22 protein-coding genes are annotated in these 26,006 nt (G+C 72.3%); 7 read left to right on the top strand and 15 right to left on the bottom strand.

Features of this window, described 5'->3' with window-relative positions; all coding sequences use genetic code 11:
* Positions 1-25: 25 nt before the first annotated feature.
* The 4 genes from ACZ45E_RS19310 to rsmI form a co-directional block, all read right to left on the bottom strand.
* Entirely contained in the window at positions 26-1,645 is a 1,620-nt protein-coding gene (locus ACZ45E_RS19310) for a ubiquitin-like domain-containing protein (RefSeq protein WP_468222147.1), read from the bottom strand.
* Positions 1,646-1,795: 150 nt separating this feature from the next.
* The gene (locus ACZ45E_RS19315; RefSeq protein ID WP_468222149.1) at positions 1,796-2,677 is read right to left on the bottom strand and encodes a TatD family hydrolase; all 882 of its coding nucleotides are present in this window, start codon (positions 2,675-2,677) and stop codon (positions 1,796-1,798) included.
* 23 nt (positions 2,678-2,700) lie between these two features.
* Positions 2,701-3,147 (bottom strand): hypothetical protein, encoded by a 447-nt coding sequence (locus ACZ45E_RS19320; protein ID WP_468222150.1) that lies wholly within the window; start codon positions 3,145-3,147, stop codon positions 2,701-2,703.
* Between the two features lie 196 nt (positions 3,148-3,343).
* Complete coding sequence (rsmI, locus tag ACZ45E_RS19325; protein ID WP_468222151.1) at positions 3,344-4,228, bottom strand: 16S rRNA (cytidine(1402)-2'-O)-methyltransferase; 885 nt, start codon at positions 4,226-4,228, stop codon at positions 3,344-3,346.
* Positions 4,229-4,312: 84 nt separating this feature from the next.
* Between rsmI and ACZ45E_RS19330 the strand changes: the two genes are divergently transcribed.
* The 4 genes from ACZ45E_RS19330 to ACZ45E_RS19345 all read left to right on the top strand — a co-directional run bounded on the left by ACZ45E_RS19330 (position 4,313) and on the right by ACZ45E_RS19345 (position 10,194).
* The gene (locus tag ACZ45E_RS19330) at positions 4,313-6,076 is read left to right on the top strand and encodes a dolichyl-phosphate-mannose--protein mannosyltransferase (protein WP_468222153.1); all 1,764 of its coding nucleotides are present in this window, start codon (positions 4,313-4,315) and stop codon (positions 6,074-6,076) included.
* Positions 6,077-6,200: 124 nt separating this feature from the next.
* Positions 6,201-7,841 (top strand): penicillin-binding transpeptidase domain-containing protein, encoded by a 1,641-nt coding sequence (locus tag ACZ45E_RS19335; protein ID WP_468222154.1) that lies wholly within the window; start codon positions 6,201-6,203, stop codon positions 7,839-7,841.
* A 97-nt stretch (positions 7,842-7,938) separates the two neighbouring features.
* Positions 7,939-9,648, top strand: coding sequence for a penicillin-binding transpeptidase domain-containing protein (locus tag ACZ45E_RS19340; RefSeq protein WP_468222155.1), 1,710 nt, complete (start codon positions 7,939-7,941; stop codon positions 9,646-9,648).
* A 57-nt stretch (positions 9,649-9,705) separates the two neighbouring features.
* On the top strand, positions 9,706-10,194 hold the full coding sequence (locus ACZ45E_RS19345) for a YbaK/EbsC family protein (protein ID WP_468222157.1): 489 nt from the start codon (positions 9,706-9,708) through the stop codon (positions 10,192-10,194).
* 88 nt (positions 10,195-10,282) lie between these two features.
* Here the strand turns inward: ACZ45E_RS19345 and ACZ45E_RS19350 are convergent, their stop codons facing one another.
* The 5 genes from ACZ45E_RS19350 to ACZ45E_RS19370 all read right to left on the bottom strand — a co-directional run bounded on the left by ACZ45E_RS19350 (position 10,283) and on the right by ACZ45E_RS19370 (position 14,601).
* The gene (locus ACZ45E_RS19350; protein ID WP_468222158.1) at positions 10,283-11,461 is read right to left on the bottom strand and encodes a serine hydrolase domain-containing protein; all 1,179 of its coding nucleotides are present in this window, start codon (positions 11,459-11,461) and stop codon (positions 10,283-10,285) included.
* A 63-nt stretch (positions 11,462-11,524) separates the two neighbouring features.
* Positions 11,525-12,031 (bottom strand): GNAT family N-acetyltransferase, encoded by a 507-nt coding sequence (locus tag ACZ45E_RS19355; RefSeq protein WP_468222159.1) that lies wholly within the window; start codon positions 12,029-12,031, stop codon positions 11,525-11,527.
* Positions 12,028-12,795, bottom strand: a complete 768-nt coding sequence (locus ACZ45E_RS19360) for an energy-coupling factor ABC transporter ATP-binding protein (RefSeq protein WP_468222161.1) — start codon at positions 12,793-12,795, stop codon at positions 12,028-12,030. The genes ACZ45E_RS19355 and ACZ45E_RS19360 overlap by 4 nt, the downstream gene beginning before the upstream one ends.
* Positions 12,783-13,544 (bottom strand): cobalt ECF transporter T component CbiQ, encoded by a 762-nt coding sequence (gene cbiQ / locus ACZ45E_RS19365; RefSeq protein WP_468222162.1) that lies wholly within the window; start codon positions 13,542-13,544, stop codon positions 12,783-12,785. The genes ACZ45E_RS19360 and cbiQ overlap by 13 nt, the downstream gene beginning before the upstream one ends.
* Position 13,545: 1 nt before the next feature.
* Positions 13,546-14,601 (bottom strand): energy-coupling factor ABC transporter permease, encoded by a 1,056-nt coding sequence (locus ACZ45E_RS19370; RefSeq protein ID WP_468222163.1) that lies wholly within the window; start codon positions 14,599-14,601, stop codon positions 13,546-13,548.
* Positions 14,602-14,734: 133 nt separating this feature from the next.
* On the opposite strand from ACZ45E_RS19370, the gene ACZ45E_RS19375 reads away from it, so the two are divergent.
* Positions 14,735-15,097 carry an SsgA family sporulation/cell division regulator gene (locus ACZ45E_RS19375; protein WP_468222165.1) on the top strand — a complete coding sequence of 121 codons (363 nt, stop codon included), beginning with the start codon at positions 14,735-14,737 and terminating at the stop codon, positions 15,095-15,097.
* Positions 15,098-15,121: 24 nt separating this feature from the next.
* Here ACZ45E_RS19375 and ACZ45E_RS19380 read toward each other — a convergent pair whose 3' ends face one another.
* Together ACZ45E_RS19380 and ACZ45E_RS19385 are read right to left on the bottom strand one after the other, a co-directional pair.
* The gene (locus tag ACZ45E_RS19380; protein WP_468222166.1) at positions 15,122-17,329 is read right to left on the bottom strand and encodes an MMPL family transporter; all 2,208 of its coding nucleotides are present in this window, start codon (positions 17,327-17,329) and stop codon (positions 15,122-15,124) included.
* A gap of 83 nt (positions 17,330-17,412) precedes the next feature.
* Complete coding sequence (locus ACZ45E_RS19385) at positions 17,413-18,000, bottom strand: TetR/AcrR family transcriptional regulator (RefSeq protein ID WP_468222167.1); 588 nt, start codon at positions 17,998-18,000, stop codon at positions 17,413-17,415.
* 142 nt (positions 18,001-18,142) lie between these two features.
* On the opposite strand from ACZ45E_RS19385, the gene ACZ45E_RS19390 reads away from it, so the two are divergent.
* On the top strand, positions 18,143-21,418 hold the full coding sequence (locus tag ACZ45E_RS19390) for a S41 family peptidase (RefSeq protein ID WP_468222168.1): 3,276 nt from the start codon (positions 18,143-18,145) through the stop codon (positions 21,416-21,418).
* 89 nt (positions 21,419-21,507) lie between these two features.
* Here ACZ45E_RS19390 and ACZ45E_RS19395 read toward each other — a convergent pair whose 3' ends face one another.
* The 4 genes from ACZ45E_RS19395 to ACZ45E_RS19410 all read right to left on the bottom strand — a co-directional run bounded on the left by ACZ45E_RS19395 (position 21,508) and on the right by ACZ45E_RS19410 (position 25,186).
* Positions 21,508-21,705 (bottom strand): hypothetical protein, encoded by a 198-nt coding sequence (locus ACZ45E_RS19395; protein WP_468222169.1) that lies wholly within the window; start codon positions 21,703-21,705, stop codon positions 21,508-21,510.
* 126 nt (positions 21,706-21,831) lie between these two features.
* Positions 21,832-22,707: an SDR family oxidoreductase gene (locus ACZ45E_RS19400; RefSeq protein WP_468222170.1), complete on the bottom strand. Its 876-nt coding sequence runs from the start codon at positions 22,705-22,707 to the stop codon at positions 21,832-21,834.
* Entirely contained in the window at positions 22,704-23,651 is a 948-nt protein-coding gene (locus ACZ45E_RS19405; RefSeq protein WP_468222171.1) for an alpha/beta fold hydrolase, read from the bottom strand. Before ACZ45E_RS19405 ends, ACZ45E_RS19400 begins: the two co-directional genes overlap by 4 nt.
* The gene (locus ACZ45E_RS19410) at positions 23,648-25,186 is read right to left on the bottom strand and encodes a flavin-containing monooxygenase (RefSeq protein WP_468222172.1); all 1,539 of its coding nucleotides are present in this window, start codon (positions 25,184-25,186) and stop codon (positions 23,648-23,650) included. The genes ACZ45E_RS19405 and ACZ45E_RS19410 overlap by 4 nt, the downstream gene beginning before the upstream one ends.
* Before the next feature lie 196 nt (positions 25,187-25,382).
* Between ACZ45E_RS19410 and ACZ45E_RS19415 the strand changes: the two genes are divergently transcribed.
* Positions 25,383-26,006, top strand: a complete 624-nt coding sequence (locus ACZ45E_RS19415; protein WP_468222331.1) for a MerR family transcriptional regulator — start codon at positions 25,383-25,385, stop codon at positions 26,004-26,006.

The following is a 26,006-nucleotide window of genomic DNA, read 5'->3' on the forward strand; positions in this document are numbered from 1 at the left end:
GGTACGGGTCGGGGCCGCCCCGGGGTCACCCGTGCAGCCGGGGCCCGCAGTGCGGCCAGGGGCTGGCCCCGCGCCGTACGTACAGCTTCTTCGCCCGGTAGGTCTGTTCGGCGGCCGGGGCGTCCTGGGGGCGGCCCGAGCCGCCGAGGCTCTGCCAGGTCTGTGTGTCGAACTGGTAGAGGCCGCCGTAGGTGCCGGTCGCGTCGGTCGCGGCGGGGCGGCCGCCGGACTCGCAGCTGGCCAGTGAGGACCAGTTCAGGGTGTCGGCGCCGGCGACGGAGCCGGGCATCGGCCGCGTGCCGACGCTGATGAGCTGGGGGCGCGGTGCGCGCACCGTCTCGACGCTGACGCGGTGCGGCCGCTGCCGGACGCCGTTGACGGTGCGCACGGTGTACGTGATCCGCCGCATGCCCACCTCGCCGGTCTGGCTGACGACCTCCGTGCCCTGGAACGCCGAGGGGTCCTGGGTGCGCCGCGTCACGAACGGGATGACCTCCTCGCGCACTTCCTTCGTGCCGGTCACCCGCAGCACCGTGATCGTCTGTCCGTCGCGCGGGAAGCTGTCCGCCGGTGCGGAGGTGGTGTCCTGGCCGCGCAGGGCGATCCCGGCCTCGGCGACGGCGTCGCGCACGGTGGCCGCGTTGGTGCGGATGGTGCGGCGCCGCCCGTCGGCCATGACGGTGACGCTGCGTTCGGTGCGTACGTCGAGGTCGAGGCCGTGCCGCGCGATGCGCCGGGAGCGGGAGAGGGAGACGTAGGCGCCCTCGGCGCGCACGCCGAGCTGTCTCAGCGCCCCGTCGACGGTGCGGGCGGTCGTCCACACCTGGCGGCGGTGCCCGTCGAGGGTGAGCCGCACGGGGCGGCCGTAGCGGACGGCGACCTCGTCGCCGCTGGCCAGGGCGTCGCTCCGGCCGGGGGCCACGATGTCGTGGGCGCCGACGTCGACGCCCTCGTCGGTGAGGAGTTCGGTGACGTCGTCGGCGAAGGTGTGCAGGGTGCGCTCCTTGCCGTCGACGCTGAGCCGGATCGCCTTGTCGTCGGCGACGAACGCCGTGGTGCCGCCCGCGAGGAACGCGACGACCAGGGCCTGCGGGAGCAGTCGGCGCAGGGTCTCGGGCCGCTGCCCGGACTTCCTGCGGCGGGCGGCGCGGCGAGCGGCGGCTCGGCCGGACGGCTGGCCGAGCGCCGGCCGGGCGGCGCCCGCCGGGGCGGGCGATGCCTGGGCGGCAGGCTCGGCGGCCTCGGCGGGCGACGGCCGCCGGTGCGCGGGGCCGGGCGTCTGGTGCGGCAGCCGGGGCTCGGTGGGGGCGCAGGCCCGCGGGTACTCGTAGGCGGGCCGGTACGTGTCGGGGGCGTCGGCGACGGGCTCGTACGGGACCTGCGCGTACGGGCCTTGCGCGTACGAGCCTTGCGCGTACGAGCCCTGTGCGTACGGGCCCTGTGCGTACGAGCCCTGTGCGTACGGTTCCTGCACGTACGGTCCCTGCGCATACGGCCCGTGCTCGTACGACTCGGCCGCCGCCCCGCCGCCGTCGCCGTGCGGCCGATAGGCCCCGTACCCGGATTCGTACGTGTCCCCGTACGCGGCGTTCCCGTACGCATTCCCGTACGTGTCCTCGTACGTCTCGTACGGCGTATTGCTCACGACGACGCTCCAGGCGCTCCAGGGGCCCGCCCCCGGGCGGGGGCGGAGCGGGCGAGCAGAACCTAGCGGAGGAGCGGTCACTCTCCAAAGCAGCACGACTACGCAGCGTCGTGACTCTGCCCGAAGGTGAGCGGGTCCGGTCGTTATCGGTCAGTAACCAAAGGCGCGGGCGGTGTTGGCCGAGACCGCTGTCGCGAGGGCTTCCTCGGTGATGCCCTTGACCGCCGCCATCGCGCGCAGCGTGACCGGAATGAGATACGGGGCGTTAGGCCGTCCGCGGTACGGGGCCGGGGTGAGGAAAGGCGCGTCGGTCTCCACGAGGACGAGTTCGAGGGGGGCCACGGCGAGGGCGTCCCGCAGGGGCTGCGCGTTCTTGAACGTCACGTTGCCCGCGAAGGACATGAAGTAGCCGTTCTCCGCGCAGACTTGGGCCATGGCGGCGTCGCCCGAGTAGCAGTGGAAGACGGTGCGCTCGGGGGCGCCCTCCTCCTTCAGGACGCGTAGCACATCGTCGTGGGCCTCGCGGTCGTGGATGACCAGCGCCTTGCCGTGCCGCTTGGCCATCTCGATGTGGGCCCGGAAGGAGCGCTCCTGGGCGGCCTTGCCCTCGGGGCCGGTGCGGAAGTGGTCGAGGCCGGTCTCGCCGACACCCTTGACCTGCGGGAGCGCGGCGAGCCGGTCGATCTCGGCGAGTGCTTCGTCCAGGCCGGCGTCGCCGAGCGGCTGCCGGGCGCCCTGCCGCGACCACCCGTCGGGATCACCGTGGACGATGCGGGGGGCTTCGTTGGGGTGCAGGGCGACGGTCGCGTGCACGCTCGGGTGGGCCTTCGCCGTCTCGGCCGCCCAGCGCGAGCCGGCGAGGTCGCAGCCCACCTGCACCACGGTCGTCACGCCCACCGACGCCGCTTTGGCGAGGCCCTCCTCGACGGTGCCCGCCTGCATGTCGAGGTGGGTGTGCGAGTCGGCGACCTCCACCGCGAGGGGGGCGGGCAGCGGCGGCGGGGTGGCGTCCTTGGAACGGTCGGGGCTCATGCCCCGATCCTACGAAGCCGGGCTCACGCCTCCTTCTTGTGGTGGCCGAAGGGGTGCAGCAGGCCGGAGAGGTGCCAGTGGTGGCGCCCGGCGGGGGCCGGCACCGCCGCCCCGGGCTCGGGAACCTCCACCGGACCGGCGGCCGGGGCCTGGTGCCCGCGGTGCAGCACGTCGAGCACCGAGGAGACCCGGCCGGCCCGCATGATCCGTACGACATGGCCGCCGCAGTTCAGGCAGGTGGGGCGGGTCAGCGGCGACGGCACCCGCTCGCCGTCCGCCACGTAGGTCACGAATTCCGCACCGTCACCGTCGACGTGGTGCTCTATCTCGTACGACTGCTCCCAGCCGTGCCCGCACCGCATACAGGCGAAGGAGTACGACTCGTGGCCGACGGATATCGCCGCGCCATGATGCGCAACAGGGGGTTTCTCAGCACCGGTCGCCGCCTTGGAGACTGCGAACTCGCTCATTCCGGCTCCTCTTGTCCGCTGGACAAGCGCTGCCCGTGAGCAGCGTGGGGACGGGTACGTCCCTTCAACCAGTGGACGCCTCCGCCGGGCCGGGCGCAAAAGACCTGTCGACTGTTGGAGCCGATTTGGCTTTTCCCTGCCCAAATGGCCTGTCAGCCGGTCTTCGCTTTGCTTTTCAGGCGGGTCCTTTACGCGCTTATGGGGCGTCTCGCGCCGCATTCTTTGCCGCGACCACGGCATCGAAAACCTCCCGCTTGGGTAGCCCGGCGTCAGTGGCGACAGCGGCGATCGCCTCCTTGCGCCGCTCCCCCGCCTCCTCGCGCACCCGCACCCTGCGCACCAGCTCATCGGGGGTGAGATCGGCGCCCGACTTCTCCGGGGCGCCCTCCACGACGACGGTGATCTCGCCGCGCACGCCGTCGGCGGCCCATTCGGCGAGCTCCTTCAGCGGCCCCCGCTTCACTTCCTCGTACGTCTTGGTGAGCTCCCGGCACACGGCGGCCCGGCGGGACGCGCCGAACGCCTCGACCATCGCGGCGAGGGTGTCGTCGAGGCGGTGCGGGGCCTCGAAGTAGACGAGGGTGCGGCGCTCGTCGGCGACGTCCTTCAGCTTGCTCAGCCGCTCGCCCGCCTTGCGCGGCAGGAAACCCTCGAAGCAGAACCGGTCGACGGGCAGCCCGGAGAGCGCGAGGGCGGTCAGCACGGCGGACGGGCCCGGCACGGCCGTGACCCGGATGTCCCGCTCCACCGCGGCCGCGACGAGCCGGTACCCGGGGTCGGAGACCGACGGCATGCCCGCGTCGGTCACGAGCAGCACGCGCGCGCCGCCCGCGAGGGCCTCGACCAGCTCCGGGGTGCGGGCGGCCTCGTTGCCCTCGAAGTACGACACGACGCGCCCGCCGACGTGGACATCGAGCGCCTGCGCGAGGCGCTTCATGCGCCGGGTGTCCTCGGCGGCGACCACGTCGGCGGCGGCCAGCTCCTGGGCGAGCCGGGGCGGCGCGTCGGAGACGGCGCCGATGGGCGTACCGGCGAGCACGAGCGTGCCGGCGGGCTGGGGGGACTCAGGGCTTCCTGTCACGGTTCCATCCTCGCAGCACCGGTCCTGGCGGGTCGGTCGGACCGTCCACGGGACTCGCACAGCGCCGTTCCCTACGATGGCGCGGTGACCAGTACCGCGTCGTCGTCCCATCCGGCCCCGACCAGCGCCCCGCCCGAGCGGCTCCCCGCCGGGGAGCGACAGCCGTCGTCGTGGCTGAGGGGCCTGCGCCGGTTCGGGTACCGGGCCCCGGAGAGCGGCGGTGACGTGAGTACGCGCCTCGTGCCGCCGCACCCCGAGCCGTCCTCCCGGCTGTGGGCGGCGTTCGGCCTCGGCCGGTTCACCGCCGACCGGGCGAACCGTCTTCTCGGCTGGGCCGGCCCGCTGCTCGTCACACTCGTCGCGGGGCTGCTGCGCTTCTGGAACCTCGGCAGTCCGAAGGCGGTGATATTCGACGAGACGTACTACGCGAAGGACGCCTGGGCGCTCATCCACCGCGGCTACGAGGTGAACTGGGCGAAGAACGCCAACGACCTGGTCCTGGCGAAGAACGGCCACGTCGCGATCCCGACGGACGCCTCCTACGTGGTGCATCCGCCGGTCGGCAAGTACGTCATCGGGATCGGCGAGTGGCTCTTCGGGTTCGACCCGTTCGGCTGGCGGTTCATGACGGCGGTCCTCGGGACGCTGTGCGTGCTCATGGTCTGCCGGATCGGGCGCCGCCTGTTCCGCTCCACGTTCCTGGGGTGCCTGGCCGGGGCGCTGCTGATGGTGGACGGCCTCGCGTTCGTGATGAGCCGCACCGCGCTGCTCGACTCGGTGCTGGTCTTCTTCGTCGTCGCGGCGTTCGGCTGCCTGGTCGTGGACCGGGACAGGACCCGTGAGCGGCTGGCGGCGGCGCTGCCGGTCGACGAGCACGGCCTGGTCCGACCCGACGCGCACGTCGCCGAGACCCTGCGCCTGGGCGTGCGGCCCTGGCGGCTGCTGGCCGGTCTCTGCCTGGGTCTTGCGGCGGGCACGAAGTGGAACGGCTTCATCTACCTGGCCGCGTTCGCCCTGATGTCGGTCCTGTGGGACGTCGGTTCGCGGCGGGTCGCCGGGGCGCGCCGCCCGTATGCGGCGGTGCTCAAGCGGGACGTCCTGCCGGCGTTCGTCTCGACGGTGCCGGTGGCGGTCGCCACGTACGTCCTGTCGTGGCTGGGCTGGATCCTCTCGCCGTCCGACGGCTCCGGCGGCTACTTCCGCAACTGGGCGGCGACGGCGGGCAAGGGCGGCGGCTTCACCTGGCTGCCGGACTGGGTGCGCAGCATGTGGCACTACGAGCACGAGGTCTGGGAGTTCAACACCCATCTCAGCTCGCCGCACACCTACCAGTCCAACCCCTGGAGCTGGATGGTCGACGGCCGCCCGGTCTCCTACTTCTACGAGTCCCCGTCGGCAGGACAGCAGGGCTGCCCGGCGGACGCGGCCGACAAGTGCGCCCGTGAGGTGCTCGCGCTCGGCACGCCGCTGCTGTGGTGGGCGGCGTGCTTCGCGCTCCTGTTCGTGCTGTGGCGCTGGTTCTTCCGGCGCGACTGGCGGGCGGGGGCGATCGTCTGCGGCGTGGTCGCGGGCTACGCGCCCTGGTTCCAGTACCAGGAGCGGACGATCTTCTACTTCTACGCGGTCGTCTTCGCGCCGTTCCTCTGTCTGGCGCTGGCGATGATGCTGGGCGCGATCATCGGCAGGCCCGGCTCGGGCGAACGGCGGCGGGTGGCCGGCGCGGCGGCGGCCGGGGTGTTCGTCCTGCTGATCGCGTGGAACTTCATCTATTTCTGGCCCATCTACACGGGCCACGCCATTCCGATGGACTCGTGGCGGTCGCGGATGTGGCTGGATACCTGGGTGTGAGCTGATTCCAGCCGCCTCCGTGATCACTCTTCGGACACCTTCGGACACCATCTGGGAAACTCCCTGCCCACGGGGCCGCTGACATGCCTACAGTCCCTTCGGTCTACCTGGGGAGGGGGCGCGCATGCGCAAGGGGGTCAAGGTCGCCATCGTCGGCGGGGTGTTCACCGTGATGGTGGGCGGTGCCGCGTACGGCGCCTACAACATCGTCTCGGCGGTGTCGGGCGACGGCGGCTCGTCGGCGGCGGGTGCGCCCGGTGCCCGCAGGAGCGGGCCGCCGACGAGCGAGGAGATCAAGGAGACGTCGGCGAGGTTCCTCGCGGCGTGGGCGAAGAACGACGCGGGCGTGGCGGCGGGTTACACGAACTACGCGGAGACCGCGCGGCCCGCGCTGGAGGGCTGGCACGACGAGGCGCACATCACGCACACCGTCCTGACGGCGGGCACGCCGGTCGGGGCGAAGGTCCCCTTCAAGGTCGAGGCCACGGTGGAGTTCCGCGGCAAGAGGCGGACGATGGCGTACGGCTCGTCGCTGACGGTCGTGCGCGGCGAGTCCACGGGGAGGGCGCTGGTGCGGTGGCGCCCGTCCGTCCTGCACCCGGACATGCGCGAGGGCGACACCCTTGTCACCGGTGAGTCGGCGGCGCCGCCCATCGAGGCGGTCGACCGCGGCGGGGCGGTGCTGACCAAGGAGAAGTACCCGTCGCTCGGGCCCGTCCTGGAGACGCTGCGGGCCAAGTACGGGGAGGCGGCGGGCGGTTCGCCGGGCGTCGAGACGTTCGTGCGGCGCGAGAGCGCCGAGGGGACGACCACGGCGAAGACGCTGCTCACCCTCGCCAAGGGCAGGCCGGGCACGCTGCACACGACGATCAGCGCGGCCGCGCAGGCGGCGGCCGAGCAGTCGGTGACGGAGTTCTCCAAGTCGGCCGTGGTGGCGGTCAAGCCGTCCACGGGCGAGGTCCTCGCGGTCGCCAACCACGGGTACGGCGTCTGGAACGCCGCGTTCGAGGCCAAGCTGGCGCCCGGCTCCACCATGAAGATCATCACTGCGGCGGCGCTGATCGACAACGGTGTCACCTCGATGACCGGCGCGGCCCCGTGCCCGGACTCGGTGACCGCGCTGAGCCAGACCTTCCACAACCTCACCGGCATGCGGCCCGACGAGAGCGCCACGCTCTCCAGCAGCTTCCAGCGTTCCTGCAACACCGCCTTCATCAAGCTCTCGGACGATCTGGGCGCGGACAAGTTCGCGGCCGAGGCGCGGAACCGGTTCGGTCTCGGCAAGAACTGGCAGACCGGGATCACCTCGTACGACGGTTCCGTACCGGTCACCGGGGACTCGGACGACCCGGCCGGCATGATCGGCCAGGGCAAGGTGATGATGAACCCGCTGAACATGGCGTCGGTCACCGCGACCGCGGTCACCGGGACCTTCCGGCAGCCGGTCCTCGTCCCCCCGGCCATCGGCGACCGGGAACCGGCCACCGCGCAGGGCCTGCCGGCCTCGACCGCCGCCCAGCTCAGGCAGATGATGCGGCTGACCGCGACCTCGTCCATCGGCACGGCCACCGGCGCGATGGCCGGGCTCACCGGTGACATCGGGGCGAAGACGGGTTCGGCGGAGGTCGACGGGCAGTCCGTGTCCAACTCGTGGTTCACCGGGTTCCGCGGCGATGTCGCCGCGGCGGCGATGGCGGAGGGCGGCGGACACGGCGGCGACGCGGCCGGTCCGATCGTGGCGTCCGTGCTGGGGGCGGGATCCTAACGAAACCGCGGGCTCCTGTACGGCGTTCTGTCCTACGACCGAAGCGACTTGGGGCACCCCGTAATCTGGGCCACCCGCAGAACACCGGAGGACGACGTTGGGCACCAGAGGCAGGCGCAGGCCCCCCGAGCGCCGGAACACCCACACCCTGGTGATCGGCGCGGCCGCCGCTGTGGCCGTCGTCGGGGCCGGCGTCGGCGCGTACGCCCTGATGGACCACGGCACGGCCTCCTCCGCGTCGGTGGACGACAAGCCCACCGTCAGGACGGGCCCGCCGGCCGCCGCGGAGGTCCGGGCGGCGGCCGACGGGTTCCTCACCGCCTGGCAGACCGGCGACATGGCGAAGGCCGCCGCGTACACGGACGACGCGGTCGCCGCGAAAGCCGCGCTCACCGGTCTCGCCGAGGACGCCCACCTCACCGGTATGAAGATCGCCTCGGGCGCCCGGGCGGGCGCCGAGGTCCCCTTCCACGTCACGTCGACGGTCTCGTACGAGAAGAAGGGCGCCGCGGCGAAGCTCAGCAAGCCGTACGCGTACGACTCCTCGCTGAAGGCGGTGCGCCGCAAGAGCGACGGCAAGGTCCTCGTCGGCTGGGCGCCGTCCGTCGTGCACCCGGAGCTGAAGGACGGCGACCGGCTCGTCACCGGGGAGGCCGGTGATCCGCCCGTCAAGGCGTTGGACCGGGCGGGCGGCGAGCTGAGCGCGAAGAAGTACCCGTCGCTCGGCACCGTCATCGACGGGCTGCGCGAGAAGTACGGCAAGAAGGCGGGCGGCACGGCCGGCGTCGAACTGCGCGTCGTCCGCAAGTCCCCGGCGAAGGGCAAGAAGGGCGCCGAGGCCGCGGAGAAGAACGCGCTGCCCGACAAGACACTGCTCACCCTCTCCGAGGGCACGCCCGGCACGGTGCGCACCACCATCAGCCCGTCCGTGCAGGCCGCCGCCGAGAAGCAGGTCGCCTCGCGCGAGCGGGCCTCGGTCGTCGTGCTGCGGCCCTCGACCGGCGAGATCCTGGGCGTGGCCAACTCCAGCCCCGGCTTCAACACCGCGTTCCAGGGCTCACTCGCGCCCGGTTCGACGATGAAGGTCATCACCTCGTCGCTGCTCCTGGAGAAGGGCCTCGCGGGCGTCGACAAGAAGCACCCGTGCCCGAAGTACGTCACGTACGGGCACTGGAAGTTCCAGAACGACGACAAGTTCCAGATCAAGGACGGCACGTTCAAGGCGAGCTTCGCCGCGTCCTGCAACACCGCCTTCATCAGCCAGGCCCCGAAGCTGGACGACGACTCGCTGACCAAGCAGGCGCAGCAGGTCTTCGGGCTCGGCCTCGACAACTGGGCGATCGGCGTGCCGAGTTTCGACGGATCCGTGCCGGTGCAGTCGGACGCGCAGATGGCGGCCTCGCTGATCGGGCAGGGCGCGGTGCGGATGAACCCGCTGAACATGGCGTCGGTCGCGGCGACCGTGAAGTCCGGCACCTTCCACCAGCCCTATCTGGTCTCGCCCGACGTCGACCACCGCGCCCTGGCGAAGGCCGCCAGGACCCTGTCCGCCGGGACGGCCGCGGATCTGCGGGAGTTGATGCACTACACGGCGGTCGCGGGCACGGCCGTGGAGCCGATGTCCGGGCTCGGCTCCGACATGGGCGCGAAGACGGGTTCGGCGGAGGTCGACGGGCAGAAGGAGCCCAACGGCTGGTTCACGGCCTGGCGCGGTGACCTCGCGTCGGCCGCGGTGGTCCAGCAGGGCGGCCACGGCGGCGACTCGGCGGGTCCGGTCGTACGGCAGATGCTGCTGAACGGCGGCTGACCGACAAGTGGACAACCCGCTCGCGTGGCGGGTACAGCGACCGTTAGCGTGCCGTCCATGACGACAGCCGAGAGTGCAGCCCACCCCCGTTTCGCCGAGGCCGTGACCGCGATGGGTCTGGCCGGACTCCTGCCCCGGGTACGCCGCTTCCCGGAGGCGACGCGCACCGCGCAGGAGGCGGCCGAGGCGATCGGCTGCGAACTGAGCCAGATCTGCAAGTCCTTGATCTTCGCTGCCGACGGGGTGCCGGTGCTCGTCCTCATGGACGGCGCGTCCCGGGTCGATGTCGAGCGGGTGCGCCAGGAGCTGGGCGTGACGAAGGTGACCCGCGCCAAGGCGGACGTGGTGCGGGAGTTCACCGGGTACGCGATCGGCGGCGTCCCGCCCTTCGGACACGTGACGAAGACCCGGGTCCTCGCGGACCGTTCGCTGCTCGCGCACGACGAGGTGTGGGCGGCGGCCGGCACCCCCTACTCCGTCTTCCCGATGGAGCCCGACGTCCTGGTGTCGCACGCGGGGGCCACGCTCGTGGACGTACAGGAATGACCTCGCCGCCGGCCTGCGCCCAGGAGCCGAGCGCTCCACGCGGGCCGGCGCTGGTCCTCTCCTACGCTCCCCTGTGGCGCCGCGGCGGTTACGCGGCGGGCCCGGCGGCGGCGTCGGACAAGGCGGCGCGCACCGCCCTCACCAGGGCCTGAGCGCGCGGGTCGGCGGTGACGCCCTTGCTCATCCCGTTGGTGACGTACCCGAACGCGATGCCGGACTCCGGGTCCGCGAAGCCGAGGGCGCCGCCGCGGCCCGGGTGACCGAAGGAGTGCGGGGTCAGAAGCGGCGAGGCGACGCCGTGCAGCATGTAGCCGAGGCCGAACCGGGACGGCACGACGAGGACGCGGTCGGGGCCCGCCGACGCCTCGGTGCGGGCGAGCCGGACGGTCCCGGGCGTGAACAGCCGCTCCCCGCCCTCGACCTCACCGATCAGCGCGGCGTAGAAGCGGGCCAGGCCGTCGGCGGTGCCGATGCCGTTGGAGCCCGGGAGTTCGGCCGCGCGGTAGGCGGCGTCGTTCTCGTCGGCCGCCGGGGTGATCGTGTCGAAGGCGCGCCGGGTCAGGGAGTCCGGGTTCGTGTACGCCTCGGTGAGGGCCCGCTTGGGGCGGGAGCGCGGGGCGCCGGGCACGGCCGGGGCCTCGACGGGGCCGACGCGGCCGGTCCGGTGGGCCTGGGCCGCGGGCAGCCCGATCCACACGTCGGCGCGGGCGGGCCCCGCCAGTTCCCCGGCGACGAACGCGCCGAGGGAGCGTCCGGTGGTCCGGCGCACGAGCTCGCCGGTGAGCCAGCTGTAGGTCTGCGCGTGGTAGCCGTGCTCGGTGCCGGGCGCCCAGAACGGGGTCTGCGCCGCGACGGCGGCGGCGCCGCGCCCGGGGTCGGCGGCCTCGGCCGGGGTCAGCGGCCGGCCCAGGGCGGGTACGCCCACGCGGTGGGCGAGGACGTGCCGGACGAGCGCACCCTCCTTGCCGTGCGCCTTGAACTCGGGCCAGTACGCGCCGACGGGCGCGTCCAGGTCGAGCTCTCCGCGCTGGTGGAGCAGGAGCAGGGCGGCGGCGGCCAGGCCCTTGGTGGCGGACCGCAGGATCTGTGCGGTGCCGGGGGTCCACGGTGCCTCGCCGTCCACGTCGCGCGTCCCCGCGTACAGATCGACGACCTTGTGACCGTGCCGGTAGACGACGACGCCCGCGCCCCGCTCGCCGCGCTCCTCGAAGTTCTGGGCGAAGGCCGACCTGACGCCTTCGAATCCGGGGTCGGTCGTCCCGTTCACAGCTGTATCCACGGTCGGTGCAACAGGCAACGATGCCGGTTGATTCCGTTCGGGCCGGGAGATTCAGGCATCGAAGCCGCGGCTCCAGCGGATCTCGCCCTCGTGACGCAGGCCGGTCGGGGTGAGCCCCGCGGCCCTGGCCACGGCGGCGGACGCGTGATGGTCGGGGTGCACATGCGCGATCACCGTGCGCACCTGCATCGCCGCGAGCCGGTCGACGAGCGCCCGAGCCGCCTCCCCGGCGATGCCCCTGCCCTGCCAGGGGGTGCCCACCACCCAGGCGACCTCGGCGAGCGGGCCCCGCACCGTCGCCTGCACGGTTCCGGTCAGGCAGTTCTCGGCGCGCAGCCGGACCACCCAGTTCAGCCAGGTGACGTCCGGGTCGGGGGAGCCCGCGGTCAGGCGCTCGTAGCGGGCTCGCAGGGAGCGCGGGGTGTGCGGGGCGCCGCCGGTGAAGGCGTGCAGCGCCGGGTCGGAGAGCACCCCGGCCATCTCCGCCGCGTGGGCTGCCTCCAGCGGCAGGAGGTCGAGGCGGCCCGTGGTGATGGGCCGGGCCGCTGCCGGGCTCAACCCGCCTGGCCCGCGACGGACTTCGGGTCGAAGCCGAACGGCAGCTCCAGGCGGTGCGCCCGCATCAGGTCCTCGTCCAGGAGGAGGTCGCCGGTCGCGCCGTCCGCCGCGATGACGCCCTCGCTGAGGATCACCGCTCTCGGGCAGAGCTCCAGGGCGTAGGGCAGGTCGTGGGTGACCATGAGGACCGTCACGTCCAGCGAGCGCAGGATGTCGGCGAGTTCGCGGCGCGAGGCGGGGTCGAGGTTGGAGGACGGCTCGTCCAGGACGAGGATCTCCGGCTCCATCGCGAGGACCGTGGCGACCGCCACCCGGCGGCGCTGGCCGAAGGAGAGGTGGTGCGGGGGCCGGTCCGCGTACTCCTCCATGCCGACGGCCGCGAGCGCCGTGCGGACCCGCGCCTCCAGCTCGGCGCCCTTCATGCCCGCGGCGGCCGGGCCGAACGCGACGTCCTCGCGGACCGTCGGCATGAACAGCTGGTCGTCCGGGTCCTGGAAGACGATGCCGACCTTCCGCCGGATCTCCGCCATGTTCCGCTTGCCGACGGGCAGCCCGGCGACGGTGACGGTGCCCGCGCCGCCGGTCAGGATGCCGTTCAGGTGCAGGACGAGGGTCGTCTTGCCCGCGCCGTTCGGGCCGAGCAGGGCGACCCGCTCGCCCTTGCCGATGGTCAGATCGACGCCGAAGAGGGCCTGGTGCCCGTCGGGATAGGCGAAGGCGAGGCCCGACACGTCCAAAGAAGCTGAAGCTGTCACAGGGTCCATCCCAGCAGACACACCACGAGCGCCGCACCCGGCAGGGCCAGCGCGGACGTCCACTGCGTCCGGGAGGCCGTCACCTCGTCGATCACCGGCATGGAGCCCGCGTACCCCCGGCTGACCATCGCCAGATGCACGCGCTCGCCCCGCTCGTAGGAGCGGATGAACAGCGCCCCCGCCGATGTGGCGAGTACCCCCCACTGCCGTACGCCCCTGGCCTCGAAGCCGCGCGACTCCCGCGCGATCTTCATGCGCCGCATCTCGTCCGTGATGACATCGCCGTAGCGGATCATGAAGGACGCGATCTGCACCAGCAGGGGCGGCAGCTTGAGCCGCTGGAGTCCGAGCAGCAGTTCCCGCAGCTCCGTGGTGGAGGCGAGGAGGACCGAGGCGGCGACGCCGAGGGTGCCCTTGGCCAGCACGTTCCACGCGCCCCACAGCCCGCTCTCGCTCAGTGAGAGCCCGAGCACCTGGACCCGCTCGCCCTCCGCGACGAACGGCATGAGGACCGCGAAGGCGACGAAGGGGACCTCGATGAGCAGCCGCTTCAGCAGGTAGCCGGCCGGGACGCGCGCCGTGTGGGCGACGGTCGCGAGGAGGACCGCGTACAGCGCGAACGCCCACATCGCCTCGCGGGGTGTGGAGACGACGACCACGACGAAGCAGAAGACGGCGGCGAGTTTGGTGTGGGGCGGCAGTGCGTGCACGGGCGACTGCCCGGCGCGGTAGAGCCGGTGCGCGTGTCCGGCGCCCATGTCAGACGCTCTCGCGCGCGGTGACCTCGGTGGAGGCCGCGCCGTCGCTGCGCCGCCTGCGCAGCGACCAGAAGATCCCGGATCCGGCGACGACGGTCACGCCGACGCCGATGATCCCGGCGAGGCCGCCGGAGAGGCGGGCGTCGGTGATGTCCTTGACGCCGTAGTCGGCGAGCGGCGAGTCGGCGGCGGCGTGCTCCTCGGCCTTCTGGTCGATGCCCTTGTCGTGGGCGACCTTCTCCAGCCCGTCGGGGTCGGCCGAGGCGTAGAAGGAGACGATCCCGGCGAGGACCAGGGAGGTGACGAGGCCGGTGATCCAGATGGTGCGGTGCGAGCGGGCCGCCACCGGGGCGGGCTCGGCGGCGGGGGCGTCGACCAGTTCGCCGGCGACCTTCAGCTTGAGCGGCCGGCTCAGGCCCCGGGCGCCGTACACGAGGTCGGGGCGGACGGCGACGACGGCGCCGACGGTGAGCGCGGTGATCGCGGCCTCGCCGATGCCGATGAGGACGTGCACGCCGATCATCGCGGTGGCGACCTTGGTGAGGGAGACGTCGGTCGTGCCCCCGAGGGCGTAGATGAGGGTGAAGACGGTCGCGGCGGCCGGGACGGAGAGCACGGCGGCGACGAAGGAGGCGACGGTGATCGAGCGGCGCCCGCGGGGCAGCACCTTCACCAGGCCGCGGAAGACGAGGTAGGAGACGACGGTGGTGGTGATGGCCATGTCGGTGATGTTCACGCCGAGCGCGGTCAGGCCGCCGTCCGCGAAGAGCACGCCCTGCATGAGGAGGACCACGGAGACGCACAGGACCCCGGTGTAGGGGCCCACGAGTATCGCGGCCAGCGCACCGCCGAGGAGGTGGCCGCTGGTCCCCGCCGCGACGGGGAAGTTGAGCATCTGCACGGCGAAGATGAACGCCGCGACCAGACCGGCGAGCGGGGCCGTGCGTTCGTCCAGTTCACGGCGGGCCCCGCGCAGGCTGACGGCGACGGCGCCCGCGGCGACGACACCGGCGGCCGCCGAGACGGGGGCGTTGATGAATCCGTCGGGTACATGCATGGCAGGGCACTCCGGCGCTCGGGCAGCTGGTTAACCGTTCGATGATAGTGGTTTGTTGCGAACGCCTTGCAAGAGCGTCTCATCCCCAACTAACTCTGGGCCGTACACTCCGACATATGCGACATTGGATGACATGACCGTCTCCGAGCAGTACGTCGAGCAGTACGCCCGGGCGCATGTCGTCACCGACTCCCCCGACGCGCACCGGGCCGTACCGGTCGTGCTGCGCTACGACGGCCGGGTCCGCGTCACCCTCCCGGACGCCGGCGAGTGGGTCTTCCCCCGCGAGCTGCTGGAGAGCGGTCTGCGGGCCCCCGTCACCGGGGACTCCATCCGGATCTGGCCGTGCGGGCGGGTGCAGGCGGTCATCGAGTTCCACGCGCACGCCCCCGGACAGCCGAACGGGGTGACGGTCGTGCAGTTCGACGTCAAAGCGCTGATCCGCTTCCTGCGTCGTACGTACACGGCCGTCACCCCGGCACCGGTCACGCCCTGAGGGGACGGGCGCTCACCGGATCGGTCAGACGGAGGCGAACTCCCGGTCCTTCTCGGAGCGCCCGGCCGCCTCGGCGGCGTTCAGGCCCTCGCCCTCGACATCCACGTTGGGCAGCGCGCGGTCCAGCCACTTCGGCAGCCACCAGGCCCGCTTGCCGAGCAGCGCGAGCACCGCGGGCACGATCGCCATGCGGACCACGAACGCGTCGAAGAAGACGGCGATCGCGAGGCCGAAGCCGATCATCTTGACCATCTGCTCGGAGGAGCCGATGAAGCCCGAGAACACCGCGATCATGATGATCGCCGCGGCCGTGACCACCCGGGCCCCGTGCCGGAACCCGGTGACGATGGCCTGCGCGGGCCGCTCCCCGTGGACGTACGCCTCGCGCATGCGGGTCACGAGGAAGACCTCGTAGTCCATCGCGAGGCCGAAGACCACGCCCACCATGAAGATCGGCATCATCGACATGATCGGGGTCGTCTGGTCCACGCCGAAGAGCGCGCCGAGCCAGCCCCACTGGAAGACGGCGACGACGGCGCCGAGCGCGGCGAGCACCGAGAGCAGGAAGCCGAGGGCCGCCTTGAGCGGGACGAGGATCGAGCGGAAGACGACCATCAGGAGCAGGAACGCCAGGCCGACGACGAGTGCCAGGTAGGGCACGAGCGCGTCGTTGAGCTTCTGCGAGACGTCGATGTTCATGGCCGTGGAGCCGGTGACCGCGAGCTCGGCGCCGGTGTCGGCCTTGATGTCCTTGCCCGCGTCGCGAATCGCGTGGACGACGTCCTCGGTCTCGACGGAGGACGGCTTGTACGTGGAGACGACATTGATGATCGCGGTGTCGCCGGCCTTGTTGAAGGTGGCCGGGGTGACGGCGGCGACGCCGTCCGTCTTCTTGATCGTGGCGACGACCTCGGCGACAGCGTCCTTCGGGTCGTCCGTGCCCTTGGCGTCGACGACGGTCATGAGCGGGCCGTTGAAGCCGGGGCCGAAGCCCTCGGAGAGCAGGTCGTAGGCCTTGCGCTGGGTGGTGTCCGTGGGCTGGACGCCGTCGTCGGGCAGGCCGAGCTCCAGCGAGGCGACCGGGACGGCCATCGCGCCGAGTCCGATGACTCCGGCGACGAGGACCATGACCGGGCGGCGCAGCACGAAGCGGGCCCAGCGGGTGCCCATGTTGACCTTGGGCTCGGCGGGCTTCTCGGCCGCCTGCGCCTTACGGGCCTTGCGGCCGTGGACGCGCTTGCCCGCGTAGCCGAGCAGCGCCGGGATCAGGGTGAGCGCGATGAGGACGGCGATGGCGACGGTGCCGGCCGCGGCGATGCCCATCTTCGTCAGCATCGGGATGTTGACGACGGCGAGGCCGACCAGCGCGATGACGACGGTCAGCCCGGCGAAGACGACGGCCGAGCCCGCGGTGCCGACGGCCCGTCCGGCGGCCTCCTCGCGTTCGCGGCCCTCGGCCAGTTCGGCGCGGTAGCGGGAGACGATGAAGAGGGCGTAGTCGATGCCGACCGCGAGGCCGATCATCATGGCCAGGGTGGAGGTGGTGGTGCCGAGGTCGAGCGCGTTGGCGAGCGCGGTGATCGACGAGACGCCGATGCCGACGCCGATCAGCGCGGTCAGCAGCGGCAGCCCGGCCGCGAGCAGCGAGCCGAAGGTGATGACGAGGACCACGGCCGCGATCGCGATGCCGATGACCTCGGTGGCGCCGGTCTCGGGCATGGCCTGGAGCGCGTCACCGCCGACCTCGACGGTCAGCCCGGTCTCCTTGGCCTGGTCGATGACCTTCTGGAGGGCGTCCCTGTCGTCGTCGGTCAGCTCCATCGAGGAGACCTTGTACGTCGCCGAGGTGTAGGCGATCGTGCCGTTCTTGCTGACGGTCTTCGCGGCGTACGGGTCGGCGACGGAGGCGACCTGCTTCGAGCTGGACTTGAGGGCGGCGACGGTGTCCTGGACGTCCGCCTTGTTCGCGGCGTCGGTCAGCTTCTCGCCGGCCGGGGCCTTGAAGACGACGCGGGCGGTCGCACCGTCCGCGGCGGAGCCGGGGAAGCGCTGGTCGAGGAGGTCGAAGGCCTTCTGGGCCTCCGTGCCGGGTATGGAGAAGGAGCTGGAGGCGGCGGTGGGCGCGGTGGCGGCGCCGACGCCCGCGAGCGTCAGCAGCGCCACCCAGATCAGGGCGACGAAGTGCCGTCGGCGAAAGGCGAGTTTGCCGAGCTTGTAGAGGAAGGTGGCCACGAAGGCGTACTCCGGTCAGGTCGTGAGGTGGGCAGGGCGGATCAGCCCGACGACGTGAGCGGTCGCGTCAGGTGCGGGGAGGATCAGGCGCTGAGGGCGGGGAGGACGACAGCGTCGATGTACGAGGCGAGGTAGGCCCGGGTGGGCGGCTTCTCGTCGATGAGGGTGCGGGTGGCGAACGCGCCGATCAGCATGTGGATCACATAGCCGAGCGCCGGGTTGCCGGCCCGGATCTCGCCGCGCTCCACGGCTCTCTCCAGCAGCCGGTCGAGCCCCGACAGCTCGGGGGCGACGATCCACTCCCGGAAGGCTTCCAGCAGATCGGGGTTGGCGTGCACGGCCACCATCAGGCCGCGCATCAGCGCGCTGTTCTGCTCCATGTGACAGTCGTCGTCCCGGAGCGCCATCGCGTGCAGGTCACCGCGGAGCGAGCCGGTGTCGATCTCGTCGAAGCGCGGCTTCTGGTGCCGCAGCGCCTTGACGACGAGCTCGGCCTTGCCGCCCCACTGACGGTAGAGCGTCGCCTTGCTGGCCCGGGTGCGGGCGGCCACGGCGTCCATCGTCAGGGCGTCGTACCCCACCTCGCGGAGCAGATCGAGCACGGCCCCGTACAGCTCGGCCTCGCGCTCGGGGGTGATCCGGCTGCGGCGCACCGTTGCTTCCGCGACCATGATCGTCACCTCTCCTCGGATCTCGTACGCCCTGAACCTACCCCGCCAACTAACGAAACGAAACCGTTTCGTACGTGGGGTGCGCCACACCCGTCCGTGGCGCCCGGTTGCCGGGGGCCCCGCCGCGGAAAAGCATGGGGAGGTGACAGAAGAAGCAGCCGAGGCGTACCTGAGGTTCCCGCACGTGAGCGGCGAGCGACTGTGCTTCGTCGTCGAGGACGACCTGTGGGTCGCGCCGCTCGACGGCTCGGCGCGGGCCTGGCGGATCACCGTCGACCGCACCAAGGTCAGCCATCCGCGGTTCTCCCCCGACGGCACGCGGATCGCGTACACGACATGGCGCAGCCTCGACCCGGAGATCCAGCTGGTCCCGGTGGACGGCGGCGGTGCGCGCCGCCTCACCTACTGGGGCAGCATCGACACCCAGGTACGCGGCTGGACCCCGGACGGCGACATCCTCGCGGTGGCCTCGCACGGCGAACCGTTCTCCTACTTCACCTTCGCCTACCGCGTCCCCACCGACGGCTCCCCCGGCGGCAAACTGCCCTGGGGGCCGGTCTCCGACATCCAGATCGCCGACATCGAAGGGGAGCGGCGGACCCTGCTCCTCACCGGTACGCCACCGCACGAGCCGGCCGCCTGGAAGCGGTACCGGGGCGGCGCCCAGGGCCGGCTCTGGGTGCACGGGCAGCGCATCCTGCCCGACCTGGACGGGCACCTCGACGCCCCGATGTTCGTGGACGGCCGCATCGCCTTCCTCTCCGACCACGAGGGCATCGGCAACGTGTACTCGTGCCTGCCCGACGGCTCGGACCTGATCCGGCACACCGACCACGACGCCTTCTACGCCCGGCACGCCTCGTCCGACGGCGCCCGCGTCGTCTACCAGTGCGCGGGCGAGCTGTGGCTCCTCGACTCGCTCGGCCCCGACTCCGTGCCGCGCAGGCTGCACGTCCGGCTCGGCGGCCCGCGCGCCGGGCGCCGCGCCTACCAGGTACCGGCCGCCCGTCACGTCGACGCCCTGTCCGTGGACGAGACAGGCCGGGCCAGCGCGGTCGTCGTCCGCGGCAGCCTGTACTGGCTGACCCACCGCGACGGCCCGGCCCGCACCATCACCGACTCCCCGGGCGTACGCGTCCGGCTGCCCGAGATGCTCGGCTCCGGCGCCCAGGTCGCCTACGTCACCGACGCCGCCGGGGACGACGCCGTCGAGATCGCCTATCTGCCGCGCGCCGCGGGCGACCGCGCCCCGCGCCGCCTCGACTGCGGCGATCTGGGCCGCGTACAGGAACTGGTCAGCGACCCCGACGGCGAGCGCCTCGCCATCGCCTCGAACGACGGCCGCCTGCTGCTCGTCACCGTGCCGGGGGCGGAGGCCGCCGACGCGGCGGCCGAGGAGCCCGGGTGCGAGGTCACCGAGCTGATCCGGTCGACCAACGGCCCCGTCCGCGATCTCGCCTTCTCCCCCGACGGCGCCTGGCTGACCTGGTCGCACCCGGGCATCGGCCGCTCCCTGCGGCAGATCAAGATGGCCCGCATCAAGGACCGCACGATCGTCGACGTCACCAACGGCCGCTTCGAGGACGAGAACCCGGTCTTCACCCGCGACGGCCGCTACCTGGCGTTCCTGTCGTGGCGCGGCTTCGACCCGGTCTACGACGTGCACACCGGCGACCTGTCGTTCCCGCTCGGCTGCCGCCCCTACCTCGTACCGCTGTCGTCGGCCACGGCCTCGCCCTTCGCGCTCTCCCCCGACGGACGCACGGCGGCCGGCGGACTCGACCCCGTCGAGGAGACCGGCTCGGGTCTCACCCAGGCCGCGCCGACCGTGGAGATCGAGGGCCTCGCGAACCGTGTGGTCCCCTTCCCCGTCGCGGCCTCCAAGTACTCGGGGCTGCACCCCGTCTCCGGCGGCGGCCTGGTCTGGCTGCGCTGGCCGATCTCGGGCGCGCTCGGCGAGACGTTCGCCAACCCCGCCGACACCTCATCCCAGCCCACCCTCGAACACTTCTCCCTCGCCAAGTGCAAGAAGACCCAGCTCGTCGACCACATGGACTGGTTCGCGGTCAGCGGCGACGGCTCCCGGCTCGTCGTCGGCGACGAGGGCGAGCTGCGCGCCGTCCCCTCCACCGAGGCCGGCGACAACGACAGCACCGTCTGGATCGACCTGCGCCGCATCCTGCACGAGGTCGACCCGGCCGCCGAGTGGCGCGGCGCCTTCGAAGAAGCGGGCCGCATCATCCGCGCGTACTTCTGGGAACCCGACATGTGCGGCATCGACTGGTCCGGGGTGCTCGACCAGTACCGTCCGCTGGTCGAACGAGTCGCCTCCCCCGACGAGTTCGCCGACCTGCTGCGCGAGGTCCTCGGCGAGCTGGGCACCTCGCACGCCTACGTCTCCGCGGCCCGCCGCAACGAGGGCCCGGCCCACTACCAGCGCGCCCAGGGCCTGCTCGGCGCCAACCTCGTCTGCCGGGACGGCCGGTGGATGGTCGCCCGGATCCTGCCCGGCGAGTCCTCCGACTCCAAGGCCCGCTCCCCGCTGGCCGGCACCGGCATCCGCGAGGGCGCGGTCCTCACCCACGTCGACGGCCGCCCGGTCGACCCCGTCACCGGCCCGTTCCCGCTGCTCGCCGGCGCGGGCGGCACCACCGTCGAGCTGACCTTCACCCGCGCCGAGGGCGGGGGCCGCGCGCGCCGCGTCGCGGTGGTCCCCCTCGTCGACGAGCGGCCGCTGCGCTACCAGGACTGGGTGGCCAAACGCCGGGCGGTGGTACGCGAGCTGAGCGACGGCCGGTGCGGCTACCTGCACATCCCCGACATGGGCGGATCCGGCTGGGCGCAGTTCAACCGGGACCTGCGCATGGAGGTCTCCCGGCCCGCGCTCATCGTCGACGTACGCGGCAACGCGGGCGGCCACATCAGCGAGCTGGTCGTCGAGAAGCTCACCCGGAAGATCATCGGCTGGGACCTGACCCGCAACGCCCAGGCGGTCTCCTACGCCTCCAACGCGCCCCGGGGCCCGGTCGTCGCCCTCGCCGACGAGGCGACCTCGTCCGACGGCGACATGATCACCGCGGCGTTCAAGCTCCTCGGGCTCGGCCCGGTCGTCGGCCAGCGCACCTGGGGCGGCGTCGTCGGCATGACCGGGCGGCACAAGCTCGGCGACGGCACGGTGATCACGGTGCCGATGAACGCGGCCTGGTTCCCCGAGTACGGCTGGTCCATCGAGAACCGGGGCGTCGACCCCGACATCGAGGCGTTGCGCACCCCGCTCGACTGGGCGGAGGGGCGGTACGCGCAGCTCGACGACGCGGTCTGCCTCGCCCTGAAGCTGCTGGAGGAACGCGGAGCGCAGGAGCCGCCGGACCACTCGGACGTGCCGGGCCGCAGGCGGCCCCCGCTGCCGCCCCGGTGACGTGCCGCCCCGGAAACGACTGGGGGCGGCAACGGCTGTGGGCCCCGCCCGGCGTCCCGGGTGGGGCCCACGTCGCTCAGGGAAGAGCGTCAGGAGTCGTAGTCCTGGTTGAACTTGTCCTGCTGCTCCTGGGCGGCGTCCTGGGCCCGGTCGCGGCCCTGCGAGCCGCGCTCGCGGAGCTGGTCCTGACCCTGCGAGCCGCGCTCGCTCGCCTCGTCCTTGGCACCGCTCGCGCGGTCCTTGGCCTTGCTGGAGAGCTCTTCGCCCTTGTCCTTGAACTGGTCCATGATGCCCATGCTGTGTTCACTCCCGGTGTGGGTTGGGGGGGGGTGGGGCTCGACCAGATTGACACGCCGGGAGTTTCCGCGCATTTCGATCAATAACGGACCGTGGCGGTGGGGCGAAAGCGCAGGTCAGCGCGTACGTGCCGTCTCGTCGGCGGCGCCGCCCGCACCCACCAGACCCCGCGACACGCTGCCGAGCCGCGGCTCGAACCGCCGCATCTCCCGCTGCCCCACGGACCCGATGATCGCGGGCAGATAACCGCGGATGCCCTGCATGCCCCGCAGCCACCACTGCGCGTACACGTGCGACGCCCGCCGCTCGATGCCCACCACGAGCCGGTCGACGGCCGGGCCCAGCGGATACGTCTTGTTCGACGGCCACGGCAGCCGCTGGCGCAGCTCGCGCATCACGTCGTCCTGGTCGGCGCCGCGCACCATGTCGGTGTCGGTCCAGGAGAGATAGCCGACGCCGACCCGTACGCCCTTGTAGCCGACCTCGGCGCGCAGGCTGTGCGCGTACGCCTCCACGCCCGACTTGGACGCGCAGTACGCGCTCATCATCGGCGCGGGCGTGATCGCGGCGAGCGAGGCGACCTGGAGCAGGTAGCCGCGCGACTCCATCAGGACGGGCAGGAAGGCGCGGGCCGTCACGGCGGAGCCGATGAGGTTGACCTCGATGACGCGGCGCCAGGCGACCGGGTCCGAGTCGACGAACGGGCCGCCCGTGGCGACACCGGCGTTGGCGACGACGATGTCGACCTTCCCGAACCGCTCCTTCACCTCGGCGGCGACCCGTGCCATCGCCTCGTGGTCCGTGACGTCGGCGTGCCACCAGTCGGCGTCGGCGTGCAGCCGGCCCGCGACCTGCTTCAGCTCGTCCGGCTCCAGGCCGACCAGCGCGATCTTCGCGCCGCGCGCCGACAGCTTGCGGGCGAGCAGCTCACCGACTCCGCGCGCCGCCCCCGTGATGACCGCGACCTGACCCTCAAGACTGACCCTGCTCATGCGACGTCCGCCCCCTTCTCCGACTGCGATGGTGTGTTCAGGTAGGTGCCGGCCAGTTCGCGGATCTTCTCCGTGACGGTCTCCGGCGCCTCGATGGGTGTCATGTGTCCGAGGCCCCGCAGCTCGGTGAGGCCCACGCACTCCGGCAGCGCGGCGGCGATCCGCCGGGCGTGCACGACGGGCGTGAGCCGGTCGGCGGTCCCGCCGAGCACGGCCACCGGCAGCGTCAGCTCCCGCAGGGCCTCGTCCATGTCGAGCGTCTTCAGGACGTGCGACCAGCCGTGCCGTACGGCGCGCGGACACGCGTGCACGATCCGCGCGCACGCCTCGACCTGGGCCGGTGACGCGCCCGGCCCCATGGTCGCGAAGCGCAGGATCCGCTTGCCGAGCGGTGTGACAGGACCGAGCGGCGCCTTCGAGCCGAGGATCGACCGGGTGACCCGCGTCCGCAGCGCGCCCGCGACCAGCAGCGGCACCACCGTGGCCTCCGCGACCAGCCGCGAACTGCCGGTGCTGCACAGCAGGACGGCCGCGGCGTGCTCCTTGAAGGCGGGCCGCGCGGCGGCGGCCATCATCGTCATGCCGCCCATGGAGTGCCCGACGAGCACCGCCCGCTCCCGCGGCGCGAGCGTCGCGCCGAGCACCGCCTCCAGGTCGTCGGCGAGCATGTCCGCGGTGTACGGCAGGCGTGTGGCGGCGGGCGAGCGGCCGTGACCGCGCTGGTCGTAGACGATCACCCGGTGGCCGGTGGCCAGGGCGCGGATCTGCGCGGCCCAGAAGGCCGTCGAGCAGGTCCACCCGTGGGAGAGCACCACGGCGGGCGCGTGCTCGGGACCGTGCACCTCGATGTGCAGCCGCGATCCGTCCGCCGAGACGACGGTCAGTTCACGGGCGGCGACGGGCGGCGCGAACGGCCCGGTCCTCATATGCGTCGTACGGCTCATGCGGCGCTCACCTCGGCCTTCTTCGTCGATCCCCCGGCCGCGCGGTCCGGCGCCCCGGCGGGGGCGCGGACCACCTCGTACTCCCCGACGTCCACATGGCGTGTGGCCTGCCGGAACTCGGTGGTGGTGCCGGGCCAGACGGTCGTGTTGACGCCGTTCTCGTCGAGGTACCAGCTGTTGCAGCCGCCGGTGTTCCACACCGTGCGCTTCATCCGGTCCTGCACGCGGTTGTTCCAGCCCACGACGGCGCTCTCGCGCGGGGTGAGGGCGACGCGGCCGCCCAGCACGTCCAACTGGCGCATGTAGTCGGCCAGATAGTTCAGCTGAGCCTCGATCATCAGGATCATCGAGGAGTTGCCGAGCCCGGTGTTGGGCCCGATGACCGTCATGAAGTTCGGGAACCCGGCGGCGGTGGCCCCGCGCAGGGCGGCCATCCCGCCCTTCCAGCTCTCGGCCAGGCTGACACCGTCCGCGCCGATGACGCGCTGCGCGATCGGCATGTCGGTGACGTGGAACCCGGTGCCGAAGACGATGGCGTCCACCTCGGCCTCGCTGCCGTCGGCGGCCACCAGGGTGTTGCCGCGGATCTCGCTCAGGCCCGACGCCACGACGTCGACATTGGGCTGGGCGAGCGCCGGGTAATAGGTGTTGGAGAGCAGGATCCGCTTGCAGCCGATGCGGTAGTCGGGGGTGAGCTTGGCCCGCAGGCCAGGGTCCTTGATCGCCCGGTGCATATTGCGCTTGGCGAGCTGCTCGACCATGCCCAGTTCGTTGGGGCGCTTGGTGAACGCCTGGACCTGCAACTCCCGTATCCCCCACAGGAGTCCGCGCCGCGCCTGCGTGGTGAAGGGCAGCTGCCGGTGCAGCCAGCGCTCGGCCCTGGTGATCGCCCGGTCGGCGCGCGGCATGACCCAGGGAGGCGTGCGCTGGAAGAGGGTGAGCCGGCCGACCTCCTTCTGGATGGCGGGCACGATCTGGATGGCGGAGGCGCCGGTGCCGATCACGGCGACGCGCTTGCCGCGCAGATCGAAGTCGTGGTCCCAGCGCGCCGAGTGGAAGACCTTGCCGGGGAAGGTGGCGATGCCCGGGATGTCCGGCGTCTTGGGGTCGGAGAGCGGCCCGGTGGCGGAGACGACGACATCGGCGGTGAGCGTCCCGCGCGCGGTGTCGACCTCCCACCACAGCCGCTCGTTGTCCCAGCGCACCTCCGTCACCTCGGAGTCGAGGCGGATGTGCGACCGCAGCCCGAAGGTGTCGGCGACGTGTTCCAGGTACTCCCGGATGCGCTCCTGCCCCGAGAAGGTGCGCGGCCAGTCCGGGTTCGGCGCGAACGAGAAGGAGTACAGGTGGGACGGCACGTCGCAGGCACACCCCGGATAGCTGTTGTCGCGCCAGGTGCCGCCGACCGCACCGGCCCGCTCCAGGACGACGAAGTCGCCGATGCCCTCGCGGCGCAGCCTGACCGCCGCGCCCAGCCCGCCGAAGCCGGATCCGATCACCGCCACCCGTACGTGCTCGTGTTCCTGCTCGGCCATCCCGGCGCCTCCCTTGCCGCGCGACTCTGCCAGTGAACACTGGCGTAATGGGGAGCGTAGAGCAGCACCGTACTGATGGGTAGGGGTCGGGCCGAGGAAAGTTACCCCCAGTACGGCATAGGCTTCCCGCGTGGCGACAGAAGCAACGGACCCGGACGGCAGGGGCGGCGAGTACGGCGAAGTCCGCGAGTTCCGCATGGCTGAGCTGGCGAAGGCGGCCGGCATCACCGTGCGCACCGTGCGCTTCTACCGCGAACGCGGCCTGATCAAGCCGCCCCGCCGTGAGGGCCGCATCGCCTGGTACGACGAGACGCACCTGACCCGCCTGCGCACGATCGCCGCGCTCCTGGACCGCGGCCACACCCTCAACGGCATCGCCGAACTCTCCGAGGCCTTCGACCGCGGCCGCGACGTCGGTGAACTCCTCGGCCTCGGCGAACCCAGCGAGGAGACCCCGGTCCGCCTCACCCCGACGGAACTGGCCGACCACTTCGCCGGCGAGGTGACCCCCGAGAACCTCCAGGCCGCCCTGGACCTCGGCTACCTGGGCACCGACGGCGAGGAGATCGTGCACATCAGCCGCCGCCTCCTGGAGGTCTCGGCGGCCCTGGTCCGCGAGGGCATCCCGCTGGCCGAGGTCCTCGGGGCGGCGAGCCGCGTCCGCGAGCACGCCGACGCCATGGCCACTCTCTTCACCGAACTGATCCTCGCGCACGGCACCGAGAAGGACGTCCAGCGCCTGCGCCCGCTGGCCAAGTCGGTGGTCGAGGCCGAACTGTCGATGGCCCTGGACCGCAAGCTCGGCTCCGCCGCCCCCTGA

The organism is Streptomyces sp. NPDC030991 (genome assembly GCF_055571235.1).

Bases quoted from the DNA above. Each gene is read 5' to 3' on its own strand.
- ACZ45E_RS19370 (WP_468222163.1), bottom strand. From the start codon at position 14,601: ATGCATGTACCCGACGGATTCATCAACGCCCCCGTCTCGGCGGCCGCC.
- ACZ45E_RS19410 (WP_468222172.1), bottom strand. From the start codon at position 25,186: ATGGCCGAGCAGGAACACGAGCACGTACGGGTGGCGGTGATCGGATCC.
- ACZ45E_RS19360 (WP_468222161.1), bottom strand. From the start codon at position 12,795: ATGGACCCTGTGACAGCTTCAGCTTCTTTGGACGTGTCGGGCCTCGCC.
- ACZ45E_RS19400 (WP_468222170.1), bottom strand. From the start codon at position 22,707: ATGAGCAGGGTCAGTCTTGAGGGTCAGGTCGCGGTCATCACGGGGGCG.
- ACZ45E_RS19320 (WP_468222150.1), bottom strand. From the start codon at position 3,147: ATGAGCGAGTTCGCAGTCTCCAAGGCGGCGACCGGTGCTGAGAAACCC.
- ACZ45E_RS19335 (WP_468222154.1), top strand. From the start codon at position 6,201: ATGCGCAAGGGGGTCAAGGTCGCCATCGTCGGCGGGGTGTTCACCGTG.
- ACZ45E_RS19405 (WP_468222171.1), bottom strand. From the start codon at position 23,651: ATGAGCCGTACGACGCATATGAGGACCGGGCCGTTCGCGCCGCCCGTC.
- cbiQ (WP_468222162.1), bottom strand. From the start codon at position 13,544: ATGGGCGCCGGACACGCGCACCGGCTCTACCGCGCCGGGCAGTCGCCC.
- ACZ45E_RS19375 (WP_468222165.1), top strand. From the start codon at position 14,735: ATGACCGTCTCCGAGCAGTACGTCGAGCAGTACGCCCGGGCGCATGTC.
- ACZ45E_RS19315 (WP_468222149.1), bottom strand. From the start codon at position 2,677: ATGAGCCCCGACCGTTCCAAGGACGCCACCCCGCCGCCGCTGCCCGCC.
- ACZ45E_RS19345 (WP_468222157.1), top strand. From the start codon at position 9,706: ATGACGACAGCCGAGAGTGCAGCCCACCCCCGTTTCGCCGAGGCCGTG.
- ACZ45E_RS19395 (WP_468222169.1), bottom strand. From the start codon at position 21,705: ATGGACCAGTTCAAGGACAAGGGCGAAGAGCTCTCCAGCAAGGCCAAG.
- ACZ45E_RS19415 (WP_468222331.1), top strand. From the start codon at position 25,383: ATGGCTGAGCTGGCGAAGGCGGCCGGCATCACCGTGCGCACCGTGCGC.
- ACZ45E_RS19385 (WP_468222167.1), bottom strand. From the start codon at position 18,000: ATGGTCGCGGAAGCAACGGTGCGCCGCAGCCGGATCACCCCCGAGCGC.